29 protein-coding genes are annotated in these 21,888 nt (G+C 63.1%); 16 read left to right on the top strand and 13 right to left on the bottom strand.

The features are described 5' to 3' along the window. The first annotated feature begins 4 nt into the window (after positions 1 to 4). Genes LB566_RS27985 through LB566_RS27975 form a run of 3 tightly spaced genes read left to right on the top strand, consistent with a single transcriptional unit; the run spans position 5 to position 2,264 of the window. Entirely contained in the window at positions 5 to 853 is an 849-nt protein-coding gene (locus LB566_RS27985) for a lytic transglycosylase domain-containing protein (protein WP_140550907.1), read from the top strand. A 29-nt stretch (positions 854 to 882) separates the two neighbouring features. Further along, positions 883 to 1,440: a chloramphenicol phosphotransferase CPT family protein gene (locus LB566_RS27980; RefSeq protein ID WP_224629173.1), complete on the top strand. Its 558-nt coding sequence runs from the start codon at positions 883 to 885 to the stop codon at positions 1,438 to 1,440. Between the two features lie 56 nt (positions 1,441 to 1,496). Further along, entirely contained in the window at positions 1,497 to 2,264 is a 768-nt protein-coding gene (locus LB566_RS27975) for a Stf0 family sulfotransferase (RefSeq protein ID WP_224629171.1), read from the top strand. Here the strand turns inward: LB566_RS27975 and LB566_RS27970 are convergent, their stop codons facing one another. The 5 genes from LB566_RS27970 to LB566_RS27950 all read right to left on the bottom strand — a co-directional run bounded on the left by LB566_RS27970 (position 2,265) and on the right by LB566_RS27950 (position 7,207). Beyond that, positions 2,265 to 4,604, bottom strand: a complete 2,340-nt coding sequence (locus LB566_RS27970) for a response regulator (RefSeq protein ID WP_224629169.1) — start codon at positions 4,602 to 4,604, stop codon at positions 2,265 to 2,267. A gap of 179 nt (positions 4,605 to 4,783) precedes the next feature. Beyond that, the gene (locus LB566_RS27965) at positions 4,784 to 5,026 is read right to left on the bottom strand and encodes a hypothetical protein (protein ID WP_224629167.1); all 243 of its coding nucleotides are present in this window, start codon (positions 5,024 to 5,026) and stop codon (positions 4,784 to 4,786) included. Between the two features lie 13 nt (positions 5,027 to 5,039). After that, a complete protein-coding gene (locus LB566_RS27960) occupies positions 5,040 to 5,258 on the bottom strand; it encodes a hypothetical protein (protein WP_224629165.1) in 219 nt (72 codons plus the stop codon). A gap of 205 nt (positions 5,259 to 5,463) precedes the next feature. Next, entirely contained in the window at positions 5,464 to 6,219 is a 756-nt protein-coding gene (locus LB566_RS27955) for an SDR family oxidoreductase (RefSeq protein WP_224629163.1), read from the bottom strand. Between the two features lie 70 nt (positions 6,220 to 6,289). After that, on the bottom strand, positions 6,290 to 7,207 hold the full coding sequence (locus LB566_RS27950) for a polyprenyl synthetase family protein (protein ID WP_224629162.1): 918 nt from the start codon (positions 7,205 to 7,207) through the stop codon (positions 6,290 to 6,292). A 78-nt stretch (positions 7,208 to 7,285) separates the two neighbouring features. On the opposite strand from LB566_RS27950, the gene LB566_RS27945 reads away from it, so the two are divergent. The 8 genes from LB566_RS27945 to LB566_RS27910 all read left to right on the top strand — a co-directional run bounded on the left by LB566_RS27945 (position 7,286) and on the right by LB566_RS27910 (position 13,075). Next, positions 7,286 to 8,047 (top strand): biosynthetic peptidoglycan transglycosylase, encoded by a 762-nt coding sequence (locus LB566_RS27945; RefSeq protein ID WP_224629160.1) that lies wholly within the window; start codon positions 7,286 to 7,288, stop codon positions 8,045 to 8,047. 142 nt (positions 8,048 to 8,189) lie between these two features. After that, positions 8,190 to 8,372, top strand: coding sequence for a 50S ribosomal protein L32 (gene rpmF, locus LB566_RS27940; protein ID WP_008834724.1), 183 nt, complete (start codon positions 8,190 to 8,192; stop codon positions 8,370 to 8,372). Positions 8,373 to 8,721: 349 nt separating this feature from the next. Further along, positions 8,722 to 9,216 (top strand): Lrp/AsnC family transcriptional regulator, encoded by a 495-nt coding sequence (locus tag LB566_RS27935; protein WP_140500504.1) that lies wholly within the window; start codon positions 8,722 to 8,724, stop codon positions 9,214 to 9,216. A gap of 2 nt (positions 9,217 to 9,218) precedes the next feature. Then, entirely contained in the window at positions 9,219 to 10,076 is an 858-nt protein-coding gene (locus LB566_RS27930; protein WP_140550913.1) for a transporter substrate-binding domain-containing protein, read from the top strand. Positions 10,077 to 10,176: 100 nt separating this feature from the next. Beyond that, positions 10,177 to 10,836 carry an amino acid ABC transporter permease gene (locus LB566_RS27925; protein WP_224629159.1) on the top strand — a complete coding sequence of 220 codons (660 nt, stop codon included), beginning with the start codon at positions 10,177 to 10,179 and terminating at the stop codon, positions 10,834 to 10,836. Next, positions 10,833 to 11,507: an amino acid ABC transporter permease gene (locus LB566_RS27920; RefSeq protein ID WP_224629157.1), complete on the top strand. Its 675-nt coding sequence runs from the start codon at positions 10,833 to 10,835 to the stop codon at positions 11,505 to 11,507. The genes LB566_RS27925 and LB566_RS27920 overlap by 4 nt, the downstream gene beginning before the upstream one ends. A 31-nt stretch (positions 11,508 to 11,538) precedes the next feature. Further along, a complete protein-coding gene (locus LB566_RS27915; protein WP_224629155.1) occupies positions 11,539 to 12,492 on the top strand; it encodes an agmatinase in 954 nt (317 codons plus the stop codon). A gap of 181 nt (positions 12,493 to 12,673) precedes the next feature. Beyond that, positions 12,674 to 13,075, top strand: coding sequence for a hypothetical protein (locus tag LB566_RS27910; protein ID WP_224629153.1), 402 nt, complete (start codon positions 12,674 to 12,676; stop codon positions 13,073 to 13,075). A gap of 2 nt (positions 13,076 to 13,077) precedes the next feature. Here LB566_RS27910 and LB566_RS27905 read toward each other — a convergent pair whose 3' ends face one another. From LB566_RS27905 to LB566_RS27895, 3 genes are all read right to left on the bottom strand, one after another. After that, positions 13,078 to 13,509 (bottom strand): GlcG/HbpS family heme-binding protein, encoded by a 432-nt coding sequence (locus LB566_RS27905; protein WP_140562417.1) that lies wholly within the window; start codon positions 13,507 to 13,509, stop codon positions 13,078 to 13,080. 186 nt (positions 13,510 to 13,695) lie between these two features. Then, positions 13,696 to 13,929, bottom strand: coding sequence for a hypothetical protein (locus tag LB566_RS27900; RefSeq protein WP_140500515.1), 234 nt, complete (start codon positions 13,927 to 13,929; stop codon positions 13,696 to 13,698). Positions 13,930 to 14,005: 76 nt separating this feature from the next. Further along, complete coding sequence (locus LB566_RS27895; RefSeq protein WP_224629151.1) at positions 14,006 to 14,527, bottom strand: winged helix-turn-helix transcriptional regulator; 522 nt, start codon at positions 14,525 to 14,527, stop codon at positions 14,006 to 14,008. Positions 14,528 to 14,616: 89 nt separating this feature from the next. Between LB566_RS27895 and LB566_RS27890 the strand changes: the two genes are divergently transcribed. Together LB566_RS27890 and LB566_RS27885 are read left to right on the top strand one after the other, a co-directional pair. Then, a complete protein-coding gene (locus tag LB566_RS27890; protein WP_224629149.1) occupies positions 14,617 to 15,501 on the top strand; it encodes an alpha/beta fold hydrolase in 885 nt (294 codons plus the stop codon). Between the two features lie 49 nt (positions 15,502 to 15,550). Further along, positions 15,551 to 16,207 (top strand): glutathione S-transferase family protein, encoded by a 657-nt coding sequence (locus tag LB566_RS27885; protein ID WP_224629148.1) that lies wholly within the window; start codon positions 15,551 to 15,553, stop codon positions 16,205 to 16,207. 35 nt (positions 16,208 to 16,242) lie between these two features. Here LB566_RS27885 and LB566_RS27880 read toward each other — a convergent pair whose 3' ends face one another. The 3 genes from LB566_RS27880 to LB566_RS27870 form a co-directional block, all read right to left on the bottom strand. Beyond that, a complete protein-coding gene (locus tag LB566_RS27880; RefSeq protein WP_140550922.1) occupies positions 16,243 to 16,506 on the bottom strand; it encodes an ArsR/SmtB family transcription factor in 264 nt (87 codons plus the stop codon). 31 nt (positions 16,507 to 16,537) lie between these two features. Then, positions 16,538 to 17,785 (bottom strand): MFS transporter, encoded by a 1,248-nt coding sequence (locus LB566_RS27875; protein WP_140500523.1) that lies wholly within the window; start codon positions 17,783 to 17,785, stop codon positions 16,538 to 16,540. 84 nt (positions 17,786 to 17,869) lie between these two features. Next, a complete protein-coding gene (locus LB566_RS27870; protein ID WP_140500525.1) occupies positions 17,870 to 18,064 on the bottom strand; it encodes a DUF1192 domain-containing protein in 195 nt (64 codons plus the stop codon). Between the two features lie 121 nt (positions 18,065 to 18,185). Here LB566_RS27870 and LB566_RS27865 point away from each other — a divergent pair, with 121 nt between their 5' ends. The 3 genes from LB566_RS27865 (at position 18,186) to LB566_RS27855 (ending at position 20,552) form a co-directional block, all read left to right on the top strand. Continuing rightward, the gene (locus LB566_RS27865) at positions 18,186 to 19,196 is read left to right on the top strand and encodes an NAD(P)H-quinone oxidoreductase (RefSeq protein WP_224629147.1); all 1,011 of its coding nucleotides are present in this window, start codon (positions 18,186 to 18,188) and stop codon (positions 19,194 to 19,196) included. Positions 19,197 to 19,390: 194 nt separating this feature from the next. Continuing rightward, entirely contained in the window at positions 19,391 to 19,531 is a 141-nt protein-coding gene (locus LB566_RS27860) for a DUF1127 domain-containing protein (RefSeq protein ID WP_140500528.1), read from the top strand. A 325-nt stretch (positions 19,532 to 19,856) separates the two neighbouring features. Then, positions 19,857 to 20,552 (top strand): DUF1013 domain-containing protein, encoded by a 696-nt coding sequence (locus LB566_RS27855; protein WP_140550924.1) that lies wholly within the window; start codon positions 19,857 to 19,859, stop codon positions 20,550 to 20,552. Positions 20,553 to 20,615: 63 nt separating this feature from the next. Here LB566_RS27855 and LB566_RS27850 read toward each other — a convergent pair whose 3' ends face one another. Both LB566_RS27850 and LB566_RS27845 read right to left on the bottom strand, forming a co-directional pair. Then, on the bottom strand, positions 20,616 to 21,335 hold the full coding sequence (locus LB566_RS27850; RefSeq protein ID WP_140500532.1) for a helix-turn-helix transcriptional regulator: 720 nt from the start codon (positions 21,333 to 21,335) through the stop codon (positions 20,616 to 20,618). A gap of 89 nt (positions 21,336 to 21,424) precedes the next feature. Continuing rightward, positions 21,425 to 21,868 carry a hypothetical protein gene (locus LB566_RS27845; protein WP_224629142.1) on the bottom strand — a complete coding sequence of 148 codons (444 nt, stop codon included), beginning with the start codon at positions 21,866 to 21,868 and terminating at the stop codon, positions 21,425 to 21,427. Positions 21,869 to 21,888: the final 20 nt, after the last annotated feature.

Here is a 21,888-nt window from a genome sequence, read left to right as displayed (position 1 = left end):
TCGAATGCTGCGCTTCCTCCCGGTGGCGCTGATCCTGCTGTGCGGGTGGCCGACCCTGGTCCAGGCCGATCCGCCGCAATCGGCCAAGCAGCGGCTGATCGACAAGGTCTGCAATCTGATCCAGGCCCATGCCGACCAGAACGGCCTGCCCAGGGATTTCTTCGCCCGGTTGATCTGGAAGGAAAGTCGGTTCGATCCCAACGCCGTCAGTCCAGTCGGCGCCGAAGGAATCGCCCAGTTTATGCCGGGGACCGCCAGGATGCGCGGGCTCGCCAATTCCTTCGACATCAACCAGGCGATCCCGGCCTCGGCGAAATACCTCGCCGAGATGAAGACCAGCTATGGCAATCTCGGCCTGGCGGCCGCCGCCTACAATGCCGGCGAAAACCGGGTCTCGCGCTGGCTGGGCTCGGGCGGCTTCCTGCCGATGGAAACCGAAAGCTATGTCTTCGACATCATGGGCGAGCCGGTCGATAAGTTCGCCGACCGCGCCTATGCCGGAAGCGTACGACCGCTCGACGCGAAATCCGATTTCGTCGCGGCCTGCCGCAAGCTCCCGGTGATCATGTCGCGGACGGTGGCGATGGCTTCCATCAACATAAAGCCGTGGGGAGTCCAGGTGGCCGGCAATTTCCGCCGCAGCGCCGCGATCAACCAGTGGCTCAGGGTGAGAGGCCGCTTCCCGGCCCTGTTAGCCGGGCATGATCCGGTGGTCAGCCGGGTGCGGACGCCGATCGGCCGACGCGGCATCTACGCGGTCAGGATCGGGGTCGACGACCGTGCCGCCGCCGGCGCCATCTGCCAGAAACTGCAAAGTGTCGGCGGGGCATGCGTGGTGGTGCGCAACCGTTAGCGGGTCGTCCAGGACCGAGGGGGATTGCCATGACAACAGCAGCCAGGATCGTTCTGCTCAACGGCGCCGGCAGTGCCGGCAAGAGCTCGATCGCCAGGGCGCTGCAGGAAATAGCGACCGAGCCTTTCCTGCATGTCCAGATGGACACTTTCATCGAGATGCTGCCCGAGACCCTGCAGGATCATGCCGACGGTTTTTCCTATGAAACCGTCCTTCGGGACGGCAAGCCCGCGGTCGTCATCAGCGCAGGGCCGGTGGGGGCGCGAACCTTGCTGGGCATGCGCCACGCCATCGCCGCCATGGCCGGGCAACGCAACAACATCATCGTCGACGATGTGCTCTGCGATGGCGAGATGCCGCAGTATCGAAGGCTGCTTTCGGCCTTCGAGCTCTTTCTGGTCGGTGTATTCGCGCCGCTGGAGGTGCTTGAGGCACGCGAGCGGCAAAGATCCGACCGAATGCCGGGGCTGGCGCGCTGGCAGTATGAGCGTGTGCACAAAGGCATGGACTACGATCTCGAAGTCGACACCAGTCGGCTCACGCCGCTCGAATGCGCCCGTCGCATCTGCCTGCAATTTCGGCTATAGGCGACCCTGGATCGGCCGGAATTGCCTTGCCTCCGACGAGCAACAGGGGCCGCAGGATGGTCGACGGATACATTATCTGCGGCACGCCCAGAACCGGAAGCACCTTGCTGTGCAAACTGCTGGCCTCCACGAAGGCGACGGGCGATCCTCATTCGTTCTATCGGCGGCAGGACGTGCCCGAATGGGCCGAAGAGTGGGGGCTGCCCGGCCGCGACACGATGAGCGAACTCGAATTCGATGCCGCCTATCTCAATGCGGCGATCGCCGCCGGCAAGGGCAGGACCGGCATTTTCGGCCTGCGCCTGATGCGAGAGAATCTGGATGAACTTTCAGCGATACTCGACCGGATTTTCCCGGGGCTTGTCTCAGACGAAGCTCGTTTCGAGAGGGCGTTTGGCCGTGTTCTCTACATACATCTGTCACGCCAGGACAAGCTTGCGCAGGCCGTCTCCCTGATCAAGGCGCAGCAAACCGGTCTTTGGCACGTCGCTCCCGATGGCACCGAGCTGGAAAGGGTGGGACCTCCCGAAGAACCTCAATATGATTTCGGGCGGATCAAGGATGAGGTTGCCGAGCTCGAAGCTTATGACGCTGCCTGGAACATGTGGTTCGCGAAGCAAGAGGTAATCCCGCTGCGGATCGGCTATGAGCGCCTGTCGAGCGATCCGGTTGCAACGTTGGCGTCCATTTGCGACGCCTTGGGGGTTCAGTCACCGGACGCTGGCGATATAAAACCCGGCATCGCAAGGCTTGCCGACGAGACAAGCCTCGACTGGATGCGCCGTTATCATCTGGATGCGGCGTCTGAGGCGTCGACGGTATAGCTATGCCGTCTTCGCCACCACCGTTTCGCTGAGCCAGGTGCCGATCTTGGCGCCGAGGCGGTCGGGTGAAACCGGCTTCGGCAGATAATCGTCCATGCCGGCTTCGATGCACTTGTCGCGGTCGCCCTTCAGCGCATGCGCGGTGACGCCGATGATCGGGATGTGGCTGCCATCCGAAGCCTCCGTCGCCCGGATGGTGCGGGTCGCCTCGTAGCCGTTCATTTCCGGCATGGAGACGTCCATCAGGATCAGCCTCGGGCGCAGCGAGCGGTACATCTCGACCGCCGTGCGGCCGTTGCCGGCTATGCGATAGCTCAAGCCCAACCCGTTGAGGATTTGGCCGAACACCAGCTGGTTCACCTCATTGTCCTCGGCGATGAGGATGTCGATCGGACCGTTCGGCGCGACCGTCGGCTCCGGCACGGGGACAGCCGGCATTGCCGGGCCGCGGATGACGGTAAAGGCGGGCGGCGCCGCTTGCGGCAGGGTCGGTACCGGTTCGCGAACGAACTGCGCCCTGCCGAGCTGCGAACGGGCTTTCTGGACGACCGAGATGACGGTGCCGAGCAAAACCGCGGAGCGTGCCGGCTTGGTCAGGTGCGCGGCAATGCCGAAATCGATGATCATCTTGCCGAAATCGACCTGATCGACCGAGGTCAAGAGCACGACCGGTATGGCCGACAGCCGGCTGTCGGCGGCAATGGCTTTCGCGACATCGGCGCCGTTCATACCGGGCATCTGGTAGTCGAGGATAATGCAATCGACGGCGGCTCCCAGCTGGCAGGCGCGGTCGAGGAAAGCCAGGCCGACCGCACCGCTTTCGGCGGCGGCGCAGTCGAAGCGCCAGCTCCTGAGCTGTTCGAGCAGGATCTCGCGGTTGACCGGATTGTCATCGATGACCAGAACGCGCGCGCCGGTGACGTCGACCGGCACGATCTCGTCGCGAGCCTCGGCACGATGCACGGGCAGGGGCACCGCGAACCAGAATACGGAGCCGCGGCCGATCTCGCTCTCGACGCCGATCTTGCCGGCCATCAGGTCGACGAGGCGGGCGGCGATGGCGAGACCGAGGCCGGTGCCCTCGTGACGGCGGGTCGAGGAGCCGTCGACCTGGGCGAATTTTTCGAACACGTTCTGCAACTTCTCGGCCGGGATGCCGATGCCGGTGTCCTCGACGCGCAGCTTGAGCTGGACGACATCATTGACGGTTTCGCCGCCGACGTCGATCAGCACATGGCCCTTCTCGGTGAACTTCACCGCGTTGCCGAGCAGGTTGGTGACGATCTGGCGGAACCGCCCGGCGTCGCCGACGACGTAGGCCGGCAGGCGCGGGTCGACGCGCACGATCAGTTCGAGGTTCTTTTCGGCGACGTGGGCGGAGACGAGCGTGGCCACATCCTCGACCGCCTCGGCAAGGCGGAACGGCGCCGGGTCGAGCGTGAGCTGGCCGGCATTTATCTTGGAGAAATCGAGGATGTCGTTGATGATGGTGAGCAGAGCGTTGCCGGATTTGACGATGACGTCGGTGAAGGTCTTCTGGCGCGCGGTCAGCTCGGTCTTGGCCAGCAGCTCGGCCATGCCGAGCACCCCGTTCATCGGCGTGCGGATCTCATGGCTCATATTGGCGAGGAATTCCGATTTGGCGCGGTCGGCGGCCTCTGCCTTGAACAGCGACTCGGCGGATTCGGCGAAGGCCCGGCGGATGGCCTGCTCCATCGGCCGGAAGATCCAGAAAGCGGCGATGGAGAGCACCGCGAACAGCAATCCGCTCGCCCACAGCAGCAGCCGGTCACTGGAGGCGTCGGCCAAATGGCGCTCGTCGTCCATGGCGGTGCGGACGCGGACCAGCATCGGCTGGGCAAACAGGTCGTTCTGGTTGCGGATTTCGCGATAGCTCCACTCGTCGACCTTTTGCGCCACCGACATGAGGTTGAAGTTTCGAACCATGTCGCGCGGCGACCAGAACAGGTCGCCATTGACCGAAGCGGATTCGAGCTCGTTGATGGTCTTTGTCGACAGGCGTGGACGCAATGCGGCGATCTGGGCCGCAAGCGTCCCAATCTCGCGGGAGAGGCGTTCCGAATGGCCGCGCGCCGATGCGGCCAGCGCATCGCGCGTCTCCGCGCGCCAGGCGGTTCTCGTCGTTTCGGCGAAGCTGGTCGCGTTGCGCAGGTCGCGGGTGAATATTACAAGGTTGCTGCTCAGGGCATCGATCTGGTGGCGGAAGGAATTGACGCGATCAAGTGCAACCATGATCGCGAGCGAAGCCAACGCGAAGATCAGCAATCCTGAGAGATAACGGGTCCGGATGGACCGTATGAAGGAAGAATATTCCGGCATGCGCAACCCCAACACATACGCATTATTTTAACGGTCGGGATTACGCTTGATTTACATTAAGATTTCGTTCTGGCGACCGAGAATCTCGGATTCCCGCAGAGCCTCCCATGTATCCCGCCGGCTGAGCCGAGATGAAGGGCCGCGGCACTTCAAGGAACGGTCAACCTTCGGATATTCCTTCAATCCGCGGACCGTTTGTGATGCCTGGATTCCTGGTTCGAGCCGCGAAGCATTTCGCGGTCGTCTACATCGACCAGATCGACGTCGCCGCCCCTGAGCGCCTGGCCCTGCTGGCGAGCCGTTCTCTCCTGCTTCGACCGCTTCAGTTCGTCCTCGGCATTGAAATTCTTGTCCGCATTCTTGGTGTTCACCCGCTCCTCGATGATTTGCATCTGCTGTTCGTGGGTCTTCTTGCCGGTCATGGGATATCTCCCTCTACTTGTTCGTCCGGCCGGTCTGGTCGGGGTTCACACCGCCTTGTGGGGTGGTGTCGTTCTCGACATCGCCCCGAAAAGTATTTTCGCCGTCGAGCTCCTCGTCGTCGTCAAGGATATCGCCACCTTTGATGGTGCCTTTGGATGCGCCGATGCCGGGATCGCTGCGCAAGTCGCGATCGCTTGGCCTTGGCTGTTTGCGATGCTTGTTGTCGTTCATGGGTTGCCTCCTGCTTCTGGTCCCGAACGTCGCGACGGGCGCAATGGTTCCCGAAACGCGAATCCCCCAACGCTCTGGCGGGAGTGAGGCCACCGCAGTCGTGTATCTCCGAACAGCGGAATGCTGCCACGCGTGACGTCAGCTCCGCGTCAACCGAGTATCGATCGGGCAGCATTTGGCCCGCCGGCCTGTTCGGCGCGGCGGATCAGATCGACGCTGTGATGCCGCCGTCCACATAGAGAATATGGCCGTTTACGAAAGAGGAGGCGTCGCTGGCCAGGAAGACGCAGGCGCCGACCAGTTCCTCGACCTTTCCCCAGCGGCCGGCCGGCGTGCGCTTTTCCAACCAGGCGCTGAATGCCGGGTCGGCGACAAGGGCCGCGTTGAGCGGCGTGTCGAAATAGCCGGGTGCGACGGCATTGCATTGCAGGCCGTGTTTGGCCCAATCCGTAGCCATGCCCTTGGTCAGGTTGCCGACCGCGCCTTTCGTTGCCGTGTAGGGCGCGATGCCCGGACGGGCGAGCGCGGTCTGCACGCTGGCGATGTTGATGATCTTGCCACGGCCGCGGCCGATCATATGGCGCGCCACGGCCTGGCCGACATGGAAGACGCTGGCGACATTGGTCTGCAGCAGGCGCTCGAATGCATCGGCGGGAAACTCCTCCAGCGGCGCGCGGAACTGCATGCCGGCATTGTTCACCAAAATGTCGATCGCTCCGCCGCCCAGTTCGAAACCGTCGATCGCCGAGCGGACCGCTTCATGATCGGTAGCATCGAAGGCCAGCTTTTCCGCTTCGGGAATCTGCCTGACCGCCGCGGCGAGCCTCGCCTCGTCACGGCCATTGAGGATCACCCTGGCGCCGGCTTCGGCCAAACCCTTGGCCAAGGCGAAGCCTATGCCTTGCGAGGAGCCGGTTACGAGCGCGGTGCGCCCGTTGAGATCGAACAATTTGGTCGACATCGAACCTGATCCTCCCCATTGCCCTGTTAAGCAGAAACCTTCACGCCAAGCCTCGGGGTCTGCCCCGATCTCAATTGTTGCGCGTCGCCACGAAGGTCGCGGCTGCCTTCAGCAGGCCGGCCTGCTCGCCATAGGGTTCGAGCAGCGCATGCGCCTGATGGACAAGGCCATGCAACTGGGCGCGTGCCCATGCCTCGCCGTGCAGCGCCACCAGCGTTGCCTTGCCGGCGGCGGCGTCCTTGCCCGTCGCCTTGCCCATCTGTGCGGCATCCGCGGTCAAATCGAGAAGATCGTCGGCAAGCTGGAAGGCAAGCCCGATCGCCGAGCCGAACTCGGCCAGTCTTTCGCGATCCCCGGCAGGCACGCCGGCCACGACCGCGCCCGCCTCGCAGGCAAAGCGGATCAGCGCACCGGTCTTCATCGCCTGCAGCCGGATGATCCCGGCCTCGTCCGGCGCGATGCGCTCGGCCTCGAGGTCCAGCGTCTGGCCGCCGACCATGCCGCCGGTCCCGGCGGCGCGGGCGAGCGCCAGCACAAGGGCGGCCCGCCGCTCCGCCGGCATCGCCGTTGTCTCGTCGGCGACGATGTCGAAGGCAAGCGTCAGCAGGGCGTCGCCGGCCAGGATGGCGGTCGCCTCGTCGAAGGCCCTGTGCACGGTAGGCTGGCCGCGGCGCAGATCGTCGTCGTCCATCGCCGGCAGGTCGTCATGGATCAGCGAATAGCAGTGTACGCACTCCAGTGCGGCCGCCACGCGCAGTGCCGCTTCGCCGTCGGCGGAAAACAGCGCCGCACTTTCCATCACCAGAAAGGGGCGCAGGCGCTTGCCGCCGTTGAGCACGCCGTGCCGCATCGCCGCCATAAGGCGCTTGGGCCGCGCGATCTCGCCCGTGAGCGCGCTGTCGTCGAGCAATCGCCGCAGCAACGTCTCGACGGCGGCGGCCCGTGCAACGAGCGCCGTTTCGAACGCCATTTCATTGTCATTCGTCATGGCCCGGACCGGTAGCCGACACTCAGACGTTGCGCAAGAAGACAACCGCCATTATGCCGGGGGAAGGAGAGACACGGGTTGGGCGACTTGGCGGAACCGATCGTCGATCATGAAACCGAAAAGCTGGACATGGCGACGAGATCCCGTGGCGTGAACCGTCGTGCTCTCAAACGCTGGGTCCGGCGCGGTATCGTCGTGGCTGCCGTGCTGGCGCTTATCCCCACGGTGCTGACGTTCCTCTACCTGCCGTCTTTCGTGCATCCGGTGTCGACGCTGATGCTGAAGGACCTTGCCACCTTCTCCGGCTATGACCGCCGCTGGGTTTCGATCGACGACGTGGCACCGGTGTTGGCCAATTCGGTGATCATGTCGGAGGACGGACAGTTCTGTTTCCATCGCGGCGTCGACCTCGGCGAATTGCGGGGTGTCGTCGACGACGCGCTGGCCGGCGAGGGGACGCGCGGCGCTTCGACCATCACCATGCAGACGGTGAAGAACCTGTTTTTGTGGTCCCGTCCGCTGGGCACGGTTCGTAAAGTCGTCGAGTTGCCGCTGGCCGTGTACTTCGACGCGGTGATGTCGAAACGGCGCATCATGGAAATCTACCTCAACATCGCCGAGTGGGGGCCGGGCATTTACGGCATCGAGGCGGCGGCGCAGCACCATTTCGGTGTTTCGGCAAAACAGCTGTCGCGCCGGCAGGCCGCGCTGCTTGCCGTCAGCTTGCCAAATCCGATCGTCCGCAACCCGGCCAAGCCTGGGCCGGGGCTGAGGAGGCTGGCCAACCTGATCGAGCGGCGCGCCGGCCGATCCGGTGCTTATGTCGGCTGCCTCCAGTAGCGGACATAAAAAAATTCGCGGGCAGCGCTGGCCAAAACGGCACCGGGCGTGTATAGGCACCCGACTTTCTCAGATTCCGGCCCCTGACACGGCCCTTTCACGAGGGCGGGCGGGGCTTTTGACCATGTAATGGAGCATATCCATGGCCGTTCCGAAACGAAAAACCTCTCCGTCCAAGCGCGGCATGCGCCGCTCGGCAGACGCCCTCAAGGCCCCGACCTATGTCGAGGACAAGAATTCCGGCGAAATGCGCCGCCCGCACCATATCGACCTGAAGACCGGCATGTATCGCGGCCGCCAGGTGCTGACGCCCAAGGAAAGCTGAGGCCAGCTTTCCTGATGTTGAGCTAAAAAGACCGGCCGCTGGCCGGTCTTTTTTTGCGTCTGTCGGGTCCGACGATCGACAGCGTAGCTGCGTCTCCAGGCCTTGATCTCCGATCGGCCCGGACGCCGCCTCCTCGTGCTTCCTCGAGGCATGGCCGATTACGTGCCGGACATCGCCATCGACTTCGGTCGACACGACTTTTCCCAATGATCGAACCGTGAGCCCGATGCCCGGCGCCCGCCGGAGGCAGCGTCGCTCGGTGTTTTTCGCAATCTGTGGGATTGCCATAGATGGTTTCTTATGTAATTTTTGAATTTATAGTCGGAAATCGACACAGATTGGGAATTCGATGTGGGATTTCGTCAGCACAAGTGATCTCGACGATACTGAGCAGGCCGTGCTTTCCCAACTCAAGGTCGATGGGCGGATGTCGAGCGTGGATATCGCCAAGCGCATTGGCGTCACCGAAGCGACGGTGCGGCGGAAAATGGCCCGTGTGCTCGAGGACCCCGATATCTGCATCCAGGCGGTCGTGCGCCCTTTGCGCAGCGATGTCGGCATTGCGGCCATTGTCGGGCTCGACGTCGACCGCGAGCACATCATCAGCGTTGCTCGAAAACTATCGGAATACTCGTTCGTCGACAGCGTCTACGCCATGACCGGGCCGTTCGACATCATCATCCAGCTCACTTTGCCATCCACGACCAGCCTGCACGATTTCCTGGTCAGTGAGCTGGCCAACGTTCCCGGGATCAAGGATTCCGAGAGCTACATGATCGGTCGCGTCTTCAAGCATAGCGGCCGGGCTTACCAGCACAGCAAAACCGAAGAAAAAAGAGGGTAACAATGGGTGAGTTTCTTTCCGCTTCGCGCCGCCGCGTTCTGGCCCTTCTTGCCGCCGCGCCGCTCCTCCTGCCGTTCGCAACCGCCGCCCATGCCGATGGGCTGGTCGACCAAATCAAGCAGCGCGGCACCATCCTCGTCGGAACCGAGGCCGCGTTCGAGCCGTTCGAATTCGTCCGCGACGGCCAGATCGTTGGCTATAACAAGGACATTCTCGACTATGTGGTCAGCCAGCTCGGCGTGAAGCTCGACCAGCTCAACCTGCCTTTCCAAGGCTTGCTGCCGGGGCTGCTGGCCAAGAAGTTCGACCTGATGGCGACCTCGACCGGCATCAACGCCGAGCGGGCGGCAAAATACGCCTACACGCGGCCGACCGGTTCGTTCGAGAACGTCATCGTCGTGCGCGTCGACGAGGAGCGCATCAAGAAGCCGGAGGACATCAACGGCATGGTGGTGGCCACGCAACTCGCCTCCTCCGTGCAGCCCATCATCGAGGCCTATGACAAGGAGCTCAAGGATAAGGGCGGCAAGGGTGTCGGCGAGCTGAAGTTGTTCACCTCCTTTCCCGAGACCCATGTCGCTCTGGCCTCCGGCCAGGTCGACGCCATCGTCATCGCCTCGCCTTCGGCGGCCGTTCTGATGAAGAACGTTCCCGACACCTACAAGGTCGTCGGCTCGATCGGCGAATTCTCCTATCTGTCCTGGGTGGTGCGGCCGGAGGACAAGGATCTGCGCGCCTTCATCAACGCCAAGATCGGCGAGCTGAAAGACAGCGGCAAGCTGAAGGAGCTTCAGCTCAAATGGTTCGGGTTCGAGATGAAGACGCCCGACGAGGGTTATCTGCCGCCTGGCGCGCTCTAAGCCCCAACTAGGCGCCCGGCGCTGCCGGACCGGCGGTTCCAGTCATTGGACGCGCCGGCCTCGGATCGGCCGGACGTTCAGGGATCATTCGAGCTGAAAAATGTTCCATTTTTCAAAGACGCTGACCTTCCTGCCGGAATTCCTGGCCGGCGCCGGCATCACGCTGGGTGTCTCGGCGCTGGGGTTTCTGGTGGGCACATTGATCGGCTTCGGCCTGCTCGCATGTGGCAGGTCGCGCTGGCGCGTGATCCGCTGGATCGGCGCGCTCTACACCAGCTTCATCCGAGGCACGCCGCTGATCGTGCAGATCTTCATGGTCTACTACGTGCTGCCGGGCCTCGTCGGCATCGACCTGCCGCCGCTCCTGGCCGGCGTGCTGGCGCTCAGCTTCAACAGCGCGGCCTTCGTCGCCGAAATCCTGCGCGCCGGGCTGACGCGCATTCCCGCCGGCCAGTACGAGGCGGCCAAGGCGCTCGGGCTGAAGCCTGCCGTGACCTGGTTCAAAGTCATCCTGCCGCAGCTCTTCCGCGCCATTATCCCGCCGATGGTCAACGAGTTCACCATGCTGGTGAAGGCATCCTCGATCCTGTCGGTGATCGCGGTGGTGGAACTGACCCGCACCGCGCAGAACATCATGAATGTGACCTACCGGCCGGTCGAGGCCTTCTGCATCGCGGCGGTGCTGTATTTCGTCGTGCTGCTCTCATGCAGCCTGCTGACCAGGCATCTGGAATTCAAGGCGCGAGGCGCACGCGCATGAGCTTCGATTTTTCCGTCATAGCGGACAACTGGCACATACTCGCCAAGGGCTTCGGCAACACGGTGCTGATGTGCGCTGTCGCACTGCCGTTCGGCTTCGCGCTCGGCACCGTGCTAGCGCTGATCCGGCTGCGCGGCGGACGGGTGCCGGCGGCAATCGTTTCCGCCTATGTCGAAATATTCCGCAACATTCCGTTCCTGATCCAGATATTCCTTTTGTTCTACGCCTTGCCGATATTCGGTGTCAGGCTCTCCCCGGTGGTTGTTTCGATCGGCGCGCTGTCAGCCTATGCCAGCGCCTATTCCGCCGAAATCATCAGGGGCGCGATCCAGTCGATTTCGTACGGCCAGGTCGAGGCCGGCTACGCGCTGGGGCTGCGCTACCTGACCATTTTCCGCAAGGTCCTGGTTCCGCAGGTGCTCGGCTACATCCTGCCCGCGGCCACCAATCTCACCATCACGCTGATCAAGGAATCGGCGATCCTGTCGGCGATCACCGTGCCGGAACTCACCTACATGGCCCAGAACATCATCGGCCGCACCTTCTCGCCGGTGGAGATCTTCACCGCCATCGCATTGCTGTACTGGGGGCTGACGGCCTTCGTGGCAGCGATCTCGCGCAGCCTGGAGCATAGGCTGCAGCCCCATCTCGCAGCCCGCCGTGGCGCCTGATCCAAAAAGCTTTCAACGCAGAGGAGTCCCCATGTCCAAGCTCACCACCGCGCCGCGCGGCGTCTTCCAGACATTCATGAACTTTCCGCTGGTCGAGGATCTCGACACGCTGAAGGCCGATGTCGCCATCATCGGCATGCCCTATGGCGATCCCTACACGATCGACGAGCTGATCAACGACCAGACCAATGCGCCGACCGCGGTGCGACGCGCCTCGCAGCGGATCAGCCAGGCGCTCGACCGCTATGATTTCGACATTGGTGGGCCAGTCTTCGACGGCAAGGACATCAAGGTGGTAGACGTCGGCGACGTTCCCGGCGCGGCGGCCGATCATGTCGGGCACTACGGCAGAGCCGAAGCGGCGATCCGCAAGATCCGCGCCGCGGGCGCATTGCCGATCACCATCGGCGGCGACCACGGCATTCCGATCCCGATCTTCCGGGCGCTCGATGGCGAGGGTCCGATCACGCTGGTTCAGCTCGACGCCCATCTCGACTGGCGTGACAACGTCAACGGGGTCAAGGAGGGCTATTCCAGCACCATCCGGCGGGCCTCGGAAATGGCGCATATCAAGGATATCTTTCAGGTCGGCGTCCGCGGCCAAGGCAGCGCGCGCACCGAGGAGGTCGAGGCCGCCCGCGCCTATGGCGCCAACATCATCACCACCAATGAATGGCAGGACATCGGCACCGCGGCGCTCCTGAAGCGAATTCCCGACGGCGGCCGCTACTATCTCACCATCGATGCCGACGGCCTGGACCCGGCGGTGATGCCGGCGGTCGAAGGGCCACAGCCGGGCGGCGTCAGCTACCGGCAGACGATTGAACTCATCAAAGGGCTGGTCGGCAAAGGAAGGCTGGTCGGCATGGATATCGTCGAGATCGCGCCGGCGCGCGACGTCAACGAGATCACCTCGATGACGGCCGGCCATATCATCCTCAACGTCATCGGCGCGGCCGTGCGCGCCGGCTACTTCAAGCGCTGATCGCGAGCGGGGTGCGCGTTCACGCATCCCGCGGCTCGATTTCAGAGATGTCGGCCGGACAACCGGCTGACATCGTTGTTGCATCCGGTCTTCTAGCGTGTTCGGGGCGTGCTGCGAAAATTCTTGACGGCGTGCCGCTGGCGCACTCTACAAAAGAGGTGCCCCCAAATGGAGACGCCAGATGTTCGGTGCCGTCCCGCTGCTGATCGTGCCTTTTGTTCTCTACAATCTCGGGCTGCTCGGAATATTCGGCAGCGGTGACGATCCGTGGACGAGCGAGGTCTTTTCCGTCGGCATGATGTCGGGCGGGGTGTTCTCGATGACGCTCGGCGACCTGATTGTGCTGATCGGGCTCATCTTCCTCTTCGTCGAGATCGTGAAATCGGCGCGCACCACGAATGCCTCGATCATGGACCATCTGTTATCGACGCTGGTCTTCGTGGCCTTCCTGATCGAGTTCCTGCTGGTCAAGGGCGCCGCGCACTCGGTCTTCTTCACGCTGATGATCATCGCGCTGTTCGATGTGCTCGCCGGCTTCTCGGTGTCCATGCGGTCGGCGAGCAGGGATATCAACCTGAATTAACCTCAGCCCGGATCGGCGGTGAAGCCGGCGGCCTCGATGCCGGCGATGGCCGCGGCTTCGTCATTGTCCGAGCTGTCGCCGGAAATGCCGACGGCGCCTATGATGCTGCCTGCCTTGTCGCGGATCAGCACGCCGCCCACGACCGGCAACACGCGTCCGCCCGAGACGTCGGAGATGCCTGTCATGAGATGCGGACGCTCCTTGGCGAAGGCCTCGACGCGGCGCGAGCCCATGCCGATGGCGAGCGCGCCATAGGCCTTGCCGGCGGACATTTGCGGGCGCAGGAACGAGGCACCGTCCTGGCGCTGGAAGGCGACGAGATGGCCGCCGGCGTCGAGCACCGAGACGCCGAGCGGCCTAAGCTTGAGCTCCGCGCCCTTGGTGAAGGCGGCATCGATGATCTCGAGGGCTTTGTCGAGCGGCAGTGCGGTCATGGCGATCTCCTATTGAACGGACAAGCATCGGCAGCCAGCCGGACGAGGCAATCCAGGTTCCGGTTGAAATTGCTTCGCGCTGGAAAGCGGGTGAAGGCGCCAATTCGATCGCGCTGACGCCGCGATCCCAATGCGATCAACGGCAACGGTTCAGGGCCGGCAACGAAGCGACCGGGGAGCGGCGTGCTACTTCTTCTTGGCGCGGGCGGGCTTCTTGGCGGGCACTGCCGGCGCGTTGGCAAGGTCTTCGGCTTCCTTGGCCAGCCGCAGCGCCCGCAGCTTGTCGGTCTTGACCTTGCGAGCATCGCTCTCGGCGACATACTCGGCCATCGCCTTCTGTCGGACCGTGGCCGCTTCTTCCTGCTTCTTGAAGCGCAGATCGGCGCGCGCGCGGGCAGTATCCCTAGAGTTCTCAACCAAGAGTCTGTTCCAATCTCGTGACGTGATTTTCGGCCTCTTGTAGCAGAGCCGGCCACTCAACGGGGAAAATAGTTGGTCATGCGGCCGTGTCGGTGCTGAGAGCCTTGCCGGCGACAACGGCCTCATAGGCGGCCTGCAGGGTCGCGCGTACAGAGGGGCCGGACGCTGGATCGAGAGGTGTGCCGAGATGCTCATGGCGCAACTCGTCCATGAATTTCTCCCAGAGCGGTGGTCCGCCCTTCTCCAGAAGCTCGGCGCGGATCGACAATTCCTCGCTGACCGGCAGCCAGACGCGGCCCCAGGCGCCGAGATGGGCCAGGATCGGCACCAGGGTGATCGCCATTTCGGTCAGGCTGTAGATCGCCTTCTGCTTGTGCGAGGGATCGTCGGCCTTGGTCAGCATGCCCAGATCCATCAGCCGCTTCAGCCGGTCGGCCAGTATGTTGGAGGCAATGCCTTCCATCGATCCGTTGAGCAACTCGCGAAAATGGCGCCTGCCGCCAAAAATCATGTCGCGAAGGATGATCAGGCTCCAGCGGTCGCCGAACACTTCCAGCGAGAGATTGATCGGGCAACCCGAGCGGCGATCGATGTTCATTCGATGTCTCCAAAACCGGTTGCATTATCGTATCGGTTTTATTATGGTGCAACCGATTGCAAAATGCAAGCAGATGAGGAGGCCACGCGATGACGAAGACCGGACGCCCCGATATCATATCCGAAGCCTTTGGCGACCCCGCCGACCCCGCTCTGTTGCTGATCATGGGAGCGATGGCCTCAATGCTGTGGTGGCCGGAGGCGCTTTGCCGGAAGCTCGCCGGCGCCGGACTGTTCGTGCTCCGCTACGACAATCGCGATACCGGCCGATCGACCAAATACCCGCCTGGGGAGCCACCCTACACATTCGACGACATGGCCGACGATGCGATCGGCGTTCTCGACAGCCACGGCCTCGACAAGGCGCATATCGCCGGCATGTCGATGGGCGGCATGATCGCGCAGCTTGTGGCATTCAAGCATCCGTCCCGCGTCGCGTCGCTGACCGTGATCAGCAGCTCGCCCCTGGGAGTGGACACCTCGAACCTGCCGCAGACCAGCGATGCCTATATCGAACATTCGGCTGAAGGCGCGCACATCGACTGGTCGGATCGCCGCCAGGTCATCGACTTCATGATCAAAGATACCAGGGCAATCGCCAGCACAGCGCATCCCTTCGACGAGGGCCGCATGAGAGCCTTCATCGAGCGGGATTATGATCGCTCCGGCGGCTTGCTCAGCGCGACCAATCATTTCCTGCTCAAGGGCGATAGCGACCGATGGAGCGGCCGGCTGCACGAGATGAAGGCGCCGCTGCTGGTCATCCATGCTACGGTCGATCCCCTCTTTCCGGTCGAGCATGGCGAAGCGCTGGCCGGGGCGGTCGCCGGCGCGAAACTCCTCCGGGTTGAGGGCGGTGGCCACGAACTGCATCCGGAGGATTGGGATGTGATCGTCGCCGGCATCGTCGCTCATATCCGGGCCGATTGGCACTCAAAGCGCGGTCCTGACGCCACAAGTTTGGGCAATAGTTAAGTGAACATTTCAGTATAGGCGACGTGAACCCCGAGACAGGTGAGCAAAAATGTCCCTGACGCTTCACTACCACCCGCTGGCCTCGTTCTGCTGGAAGCCGCTGATCGCGCTCTACGAGAACGGCACGCCGTTCGCGTCCGTCATCGTCGATCTCGGCGACCAGCAGTCGCGCGCGGCCTTCCTGGAGATAGCGCCTTCGGGCAAGATGCCTGCCTTGCGCGACGATGCGCGCGATCGCACCGTGCTGGAATCGACCATCGTCATCGAGTATCTGGCCATGCACTATCCCGGGCCGGTCGAACTCGTCCCGGCCGACATCGACCTCGCCATCGCGGTTCGCCAGGCCGATCGCTTCTACGATCTCTATGTGCAGGAACCGATGCAGAAAATCGTCGGCGACCGGCTGCGCCCGGAAGGCAGGACCGATCCGTTCGGCGTCGAACAGGCGCGCGACCAGTTGCGCAATTCCTACGCGATCATCGAACAGGAGGTGGCGTCGAGGAGCTGGGCTGTGGGTGATGCCTTCACCATGGCCGATTGCGCGGCATCCCCGGCTCTGTTCTATGCCAACAAGGTCGAGCCGTTCGGCGACAAATATCCTGCCGTGAAGCGCTATCATGACCGGCTGTTGCAGCGGCCGGCCTTCATCAGGGTGATCGAGGAGGCGCAGCCCTATTTCAAGCTCTTCCCGTATAATGATGGCTGATCGTGGTGCTTGATCGGGCGTTTGAACAGGAATGATCAATCCTGCCAGAATTGGTCGAGCCAGATGTTAAGTTTCAGGAAGCCGGCATTGCTCACCGTATAGACGCGCCGCGTGCCTTCGGCCTTGGCGTGGACAAGGCCGGCATCGAGCAACACCTTCAGATGCTGCGATACCGCCGGGCGTGAGACCGGCAACCCGGCTGCCAGTTGATTGACGGTTTTCGGGCCGCGTCGAAGTTCTTCCAGGAGATGGCGCCGGTTGGGATCGGCGATCGCCACGAACGCGTCGGAAAGCATCATGCCTCATTTGTGGGGCAAAGTTCTTCGAATCTCAACCGTTTGCTTCTGCTTTTCTTCTTGGGTCGAGCCGCAATGCTTCCGGCGTCACCGAACGGTCGGCGGGCTGCGTCTTGAAGGCATCGCGGTCCTCGATCGGTACCGGCGCACGGCGGCTGATGCGCAGCAGCGTGTAGCCTGCCAGAGAAAGATGCGCGAACGCGGTCGCAAGGAACAGGCCCTCGGGGCGCATCCAGCCCATCAGGGCGGCCGCCAGCAAAGGGCCGATCATGGTGCCGAAGCCGTAGAGCAGCAGGAGGCCGCCCGAAACCTTGACGAAGTCCTCGGCACTTGCGTGATCGTTGGCATGCGCCACGGCGATCGAATAGAGCGTATAGGCGAAGGCACCGTAGGCGGCGGTGAAGACGATGACGAAGACGCCGGAGCGCGGCTCGAACAGGAAGATCAAGAGCGCGAACAGCGCCGCGCCGAAAGCGGCACCCGCCAGCACGAAGCGCCGGTCGGTCTTGTCGGAAAAACGCCCGGCCGGAAGCTGCATGGCGGCGCCCGCCACCACCACCAGGCTCATCATCAAGGCGATCTCGGCGGTGGAAATGCCGATGCGGGCGCCGTAGACGGCGCCAAGCGTGCCCCATGCGCCGTTGGCGATGCCGATGAGGACGCAAGCGATGGCCGAGACCGGCGAGTTGGCGTAGAGTCCCTTGACGTCGAGCTTGACGTCCTGGAGCGGCTTGGGGTGCGACGCGGTCGATACCGCGGTCGGGATCAGCGACAAGCAGAACAGGATGCCGGTGATCATGAAGAGCGAGGCCGATTTCACGTCGCCGCCGGCCACGATCATCTGCCCGCCCATGATCGAGGCATAGGTGACCATCATGTAGAGGCCGAAGACGGTGCCGCGATTCTCGTTGGTGGCCTTCTCGTTCAGCCAGCTTTCGATAACCATGAAGGCGCCGGCCATGGTGAAGCCGGTGAAGGCGCGCAGCAGGATCCAGACATATTCGTCGATGACCAGGCCGGTGAGCAGCGCGACGATGGCGCCGGACGCGGCGAAGGCGCCGAAGGCGCGTACATGGCCGGCGCGACGCACGATGCGTGGGGCAAAGAAGCAGCCGGTGACGAAGCCGCCGGCCCAGGCCGTGCCCATCAGGCCGAGAGATGCGGTGGAGAAGCCTTCCACCTGGCCGCGCAGGGGCAACAGCAGGCCGTGCAATCCCGACGCTGCCAAAAGGAAGGCGGTGCCGCGAAGCAGCGAAAGGATCGGTCTGTAGGCTGCGAGCATTTTTTGATCCGGCTGAAATCGAGGAAAGACGCAGAGTCTGAAGACAGTCGCATTCGGGCTTTTCGGCGGCGGATCTTTCCAGCCTTATCCGCGGCGGAACAGCGCCTCGGCCGCGGATTTGGTGCTGTCCTTCGACTTGAGTTCAGCCTCCAGCCGGGCGATCTCGTCACGCAGGATGCCGATCCGTTCCGACAACTCGCCGACGGAGAGCAGCGACAGGTCCTGGCCGATCTCGTGCGGACGCGCCTTCTTCTTGGGTTCGTCGTCGAAGATCGCCATTTGTGCTCCTCCTCCGCCATACCGATTGGCCATTTGCCTGATTTGCCAATGAGCATACATAGGACAGGGGCGTCGATGCAAACAGCCGGTAAGAATGCGGCGAGGAAAGACGGGAGATTTCATGGCGAGCGGATATAAAATTCCGGCAAGGATGACGGCCATCGCGATCTCGGAGCCGGGTGGGCCGAGGGTGCTCAAACCGGAGACGCGCGATGTGCCTGTGCCCGGTCCCGGCGAGATATTGATCAAGGTGCGCGCCGCCGGCGTCAACAGGCCCGACGTGCAGCAGCGCAAGGGCGCCTATCCGCCGCCGCCCGGCGCGTCGGACCTGCCGGGCCTGGAGGCGTCGGGCGAAGTGGCCGCGCTGGGCGACGAGATCTCTCGCTGGCGTCTTGGCGAGCGCGTCTGCGCGCTCACTCCCGGCGGCGGCTATGCCGAATATGTCAAGGTTCATGCCGGCAGCGTGCTGCCGCTGCCGGCCGGTTTCACCCACACGGAAGCGGCGGCCGTGCCGGAAAACTATTTCACCGTCTGGCACAATGTGTTCGAGCGCGGCGGCTTGAAGAAAGGCGAAACGCTACTGGTCCATGGCGGCTCTTCGGGTATCGGCACGACGGCGATCCAGCTTGCATCTGCCTTCGGCGCCCATGTCATCACCACGGCCGGCAACAAGGAGAAATGCGATGCCTGCCTGAAGCTCGGCGCCGACCGGGCGATCAACTACCGCGAGGAGGACTTCGTCGCGGCGGTCAAGGAAGTGACGGGCGGCAAGGGTGCCGACGTCATCCTCGACATGGTCGGCGGCGACTATGTGGCGCGCAACTACGAGGCCGCGGCGGTCGAGGGCCGGATCGTCCAGATCGCCCTGCAAGGCGGCGCGGTGGCGAGCGCCGATTTCTCGAAAATCATGGTCAAGCGGCTTGTTCATACCGGTTCGACACTGAGGCCGCGCACCGTTGAGTTCAAGGCGGCGCTGGCAGCCGCGCTCGAAGCGCAGGTGTGGCCGTTGCTCGGCACGCGCCGGATCGCGCCCGTAATGGACATGATCTTCCCGCTCGCCGATGCCTGGCGGGCGCATGAGCGTATGGAGGAAGGCGATCATATCGGCAAGATCGTGCTCGACGTCGGCTGACGCCAACATTGCCGATGCCGGCCGGCGGAGGCGGGCTCATACCCGCGACCCGGTCCCTGCCTGTAAGCCGAACAAAAGCTTAATGGTGCAATGCAGCATTTGCATCATTGCTATGCAAAATCAGCCATTCAAGTGCCGCTCGATGATGACTATTTGAGCATCATCGAAACGAACACCCCATTTGGAGGACTGACATGAACCCGATCCGCGCTTTCCGTAACTGGCGCATGTACAACGAGACCGTGCGCGAACTGAACCGCCTCAATGCGCGCCAGCTTAGCGATCTCGGCATCAATCGCGCCGACATCGAAAAGATCGCCCGCCAGGCGATCTGATCTCAAGAACCACCCTGTCGCAAGGCAGGGTCGCAAAGCAGAGCCGCCGCAGACGCTTGCTCGTCGCCGGTTCCGAACCCGCCGGACCTTGTCCGGCGGGTTTTGTCTTTCTGGATCCCAAACATATTCGCGGCGCCATTTGCGTGCCGGTCCTGATCGATCCGCCCCCGGTGTGGCTGCCAGATCGACGCGCGTTCCCAAAAACGCATTCCCAAAAACGTTGCGGAAGCGCCGCAGAGCGGTTATATAACCCTCGAATTTCCCATTTTGGTGGCTCTAAACCACCGCCCGCGCGGGAACGCGGGCGAACGAGAAGGATTTTTAAATGGCCAACACCCTGCTGATGCCCAAGGCGACCGCCGTCTGGCTGGTCGACAACACCGCGCTTTCCTTCGAGCAGATAGCACAATTCTGCGGGCTGCATCCGCTCGAGGTCAAGGCGATCGCCGACGGCGAATCGGCGCAAGGCATCAAGGGCATGGATCCGATCATGACCGGCCAGCTTACCCGCGACGAGATCGCGCGTGCCGAGAAGGATCCGAACCAGCGGCTGAAGCTCTCGGACCCCAAGGTGCGGGTGCCGGAATCCAAGCGCAAGGGGCCGCGCTATACCCCGCTGTCGAAGCGTCAGGACCGGCCGAACGCCATTCTCTGGCTGGTGCGCAACCATCCCGAATTGAAGGACGCGCAGATCTCGCGTCTGGTCGGCACCACCAAGTCCACGATCGAGCAGATCCGCGAGCGCAAGCACTGGAACTCCGCCAACCTGCAGCCGATGGACCCGGTGACGCTCGGTCTCGCCTCGCAGATCGATCTTGACATGGAAGTCAACCGTGCATCGCGTGGTCGCGAGCAGGCACAGCCGGTCGGCGACACATTGCTGCCGGCGGCGCTGACCGAGCGCCTGGTTCCGGCTCCCGAAAAGCCGAAGGACGAGGATGCCGAACTCGACGCCAACGCCGTGTTCGCCAAGCTCTCGGCTCTGAAGTCGAAGGACAAGGATAACGACGACGAGGAGTAGAATTCTCGTGAATTCGATGGAAAAGCCCGCTTCGAGCGGGCTTTTCCATGTGGTCGGGAGATGTCAGCTTCGCGCCGCGCGGTCCGGCGCCATGCCGTAATCCTCGCTGCGTTCCACCGCCCGGTAAAAATCGGCGAGCTGCTTGCCGCGCTCCGGCTTGAAGACGCGGCCTGCGATGACCACGGAGGCGATGCGATCGATGCGGAAGGCGCGGAAATCGTCGCGCATCTCGCACCAGGCGACCAGCGTCCAGACCTTGCCCCAGAACCAAAGGCCCAAGGGCCTGATGTCGCGGGCGGTGCCGCGGCCAGCTTCGTCCGAATAGTCGATGGTCAGCACCTGGCGCTTCTCGATGGCGCGCTCGATCAGGTCGATCGCCTCGCGCGCGGCGTCGCTCACCACCCACATCGGCGTGTGGATCTCGGTGCGGGCGATGCGGTCCTTTTCGGCATCGGGCAGCACCGCGCCGATCTTGACCAAAGCCTCATCGGCGGCCCGGGCCATGGCCGCACCGCCAAAGGCACGCACCATGCGGGCGCCGGCGACCAGCGCCACGATCTCGTCACGCGTGAACATCAGCGGTGGAAGGTCGAAACCCTCCCTCATCATGTAGCCGACGCCCGCTTCCCCGTCGATCGGCACTCCGGTCGACTGCAGGTCGGCTATGTCGCGATAGATGGTTCGCTCGGAAACCTCGAGCCATGTGCCAAGCTTCTGCGCGGTGACCAGACGGCCACCGCGCAAATGCTGCACGATCTGGAAGAGCCTGTCGGCGCGTCGCATCGTATGGTCCCTCGATGTTGTTCCTATGCATGTCGCCCAAAACCGGTTCCCACTTTTGGACTGCATGCATCGTGTTCTTGCGCATGCCTTTATTCCGAAACCGTAGAACACTCGGCGGCATGCATCATGGTTTCAGGCCTTCGCACTTGCGCTGCGCGGCCACAAATTCCGCGCCGAAGGACAATTTCCTCGTTGTCGGCGTCATTGGCATCGAGCACGCGCCAGAAGGGCGCGACATCGCTCAGCGTCATGCCGCGCCCGAGATCCTCAATGGCTGCTTCGGCAACGGTACGCCGATAATAGCCCATCGCGACCGGGCATGTCACTTCGGCGCCATGTTCAAAGGCAAGCCCCGTGCGCAGCGCGCGAACGTCCATCTCGACGCCTTTGGGAATAGAGGGGATGAATTCGTCGACCTGTCGCGCCGTCGGCATCAGGATCGTCTGGTCTTCGGCTCCATCTTCCACCGTGCGCGGGGCCGGTTTGATGCCGTTGACCCCCGGCGTGTTCAATCTGTCGGTCCAGCTCTTCATCGCTCGTCCTCTCGAACGCT

Origin of the sequence: Mesorhizobium sp. CA13 (genome assembly GCF_020165235.1) — a bacterium.
In the GTDB taxonomy this organism is placed as follows: domain Bacteria; phylum Pseudomonadota; class Alphaproteobacteria; order Rhizobiales; family Rhizobiaceae; genus Mesorhizobium.
The sequence above is the reverse complement of the archived record's forward strand: the minus strand, read 5'-3'. Positions and strand labels throughout refer to the sequence as shown.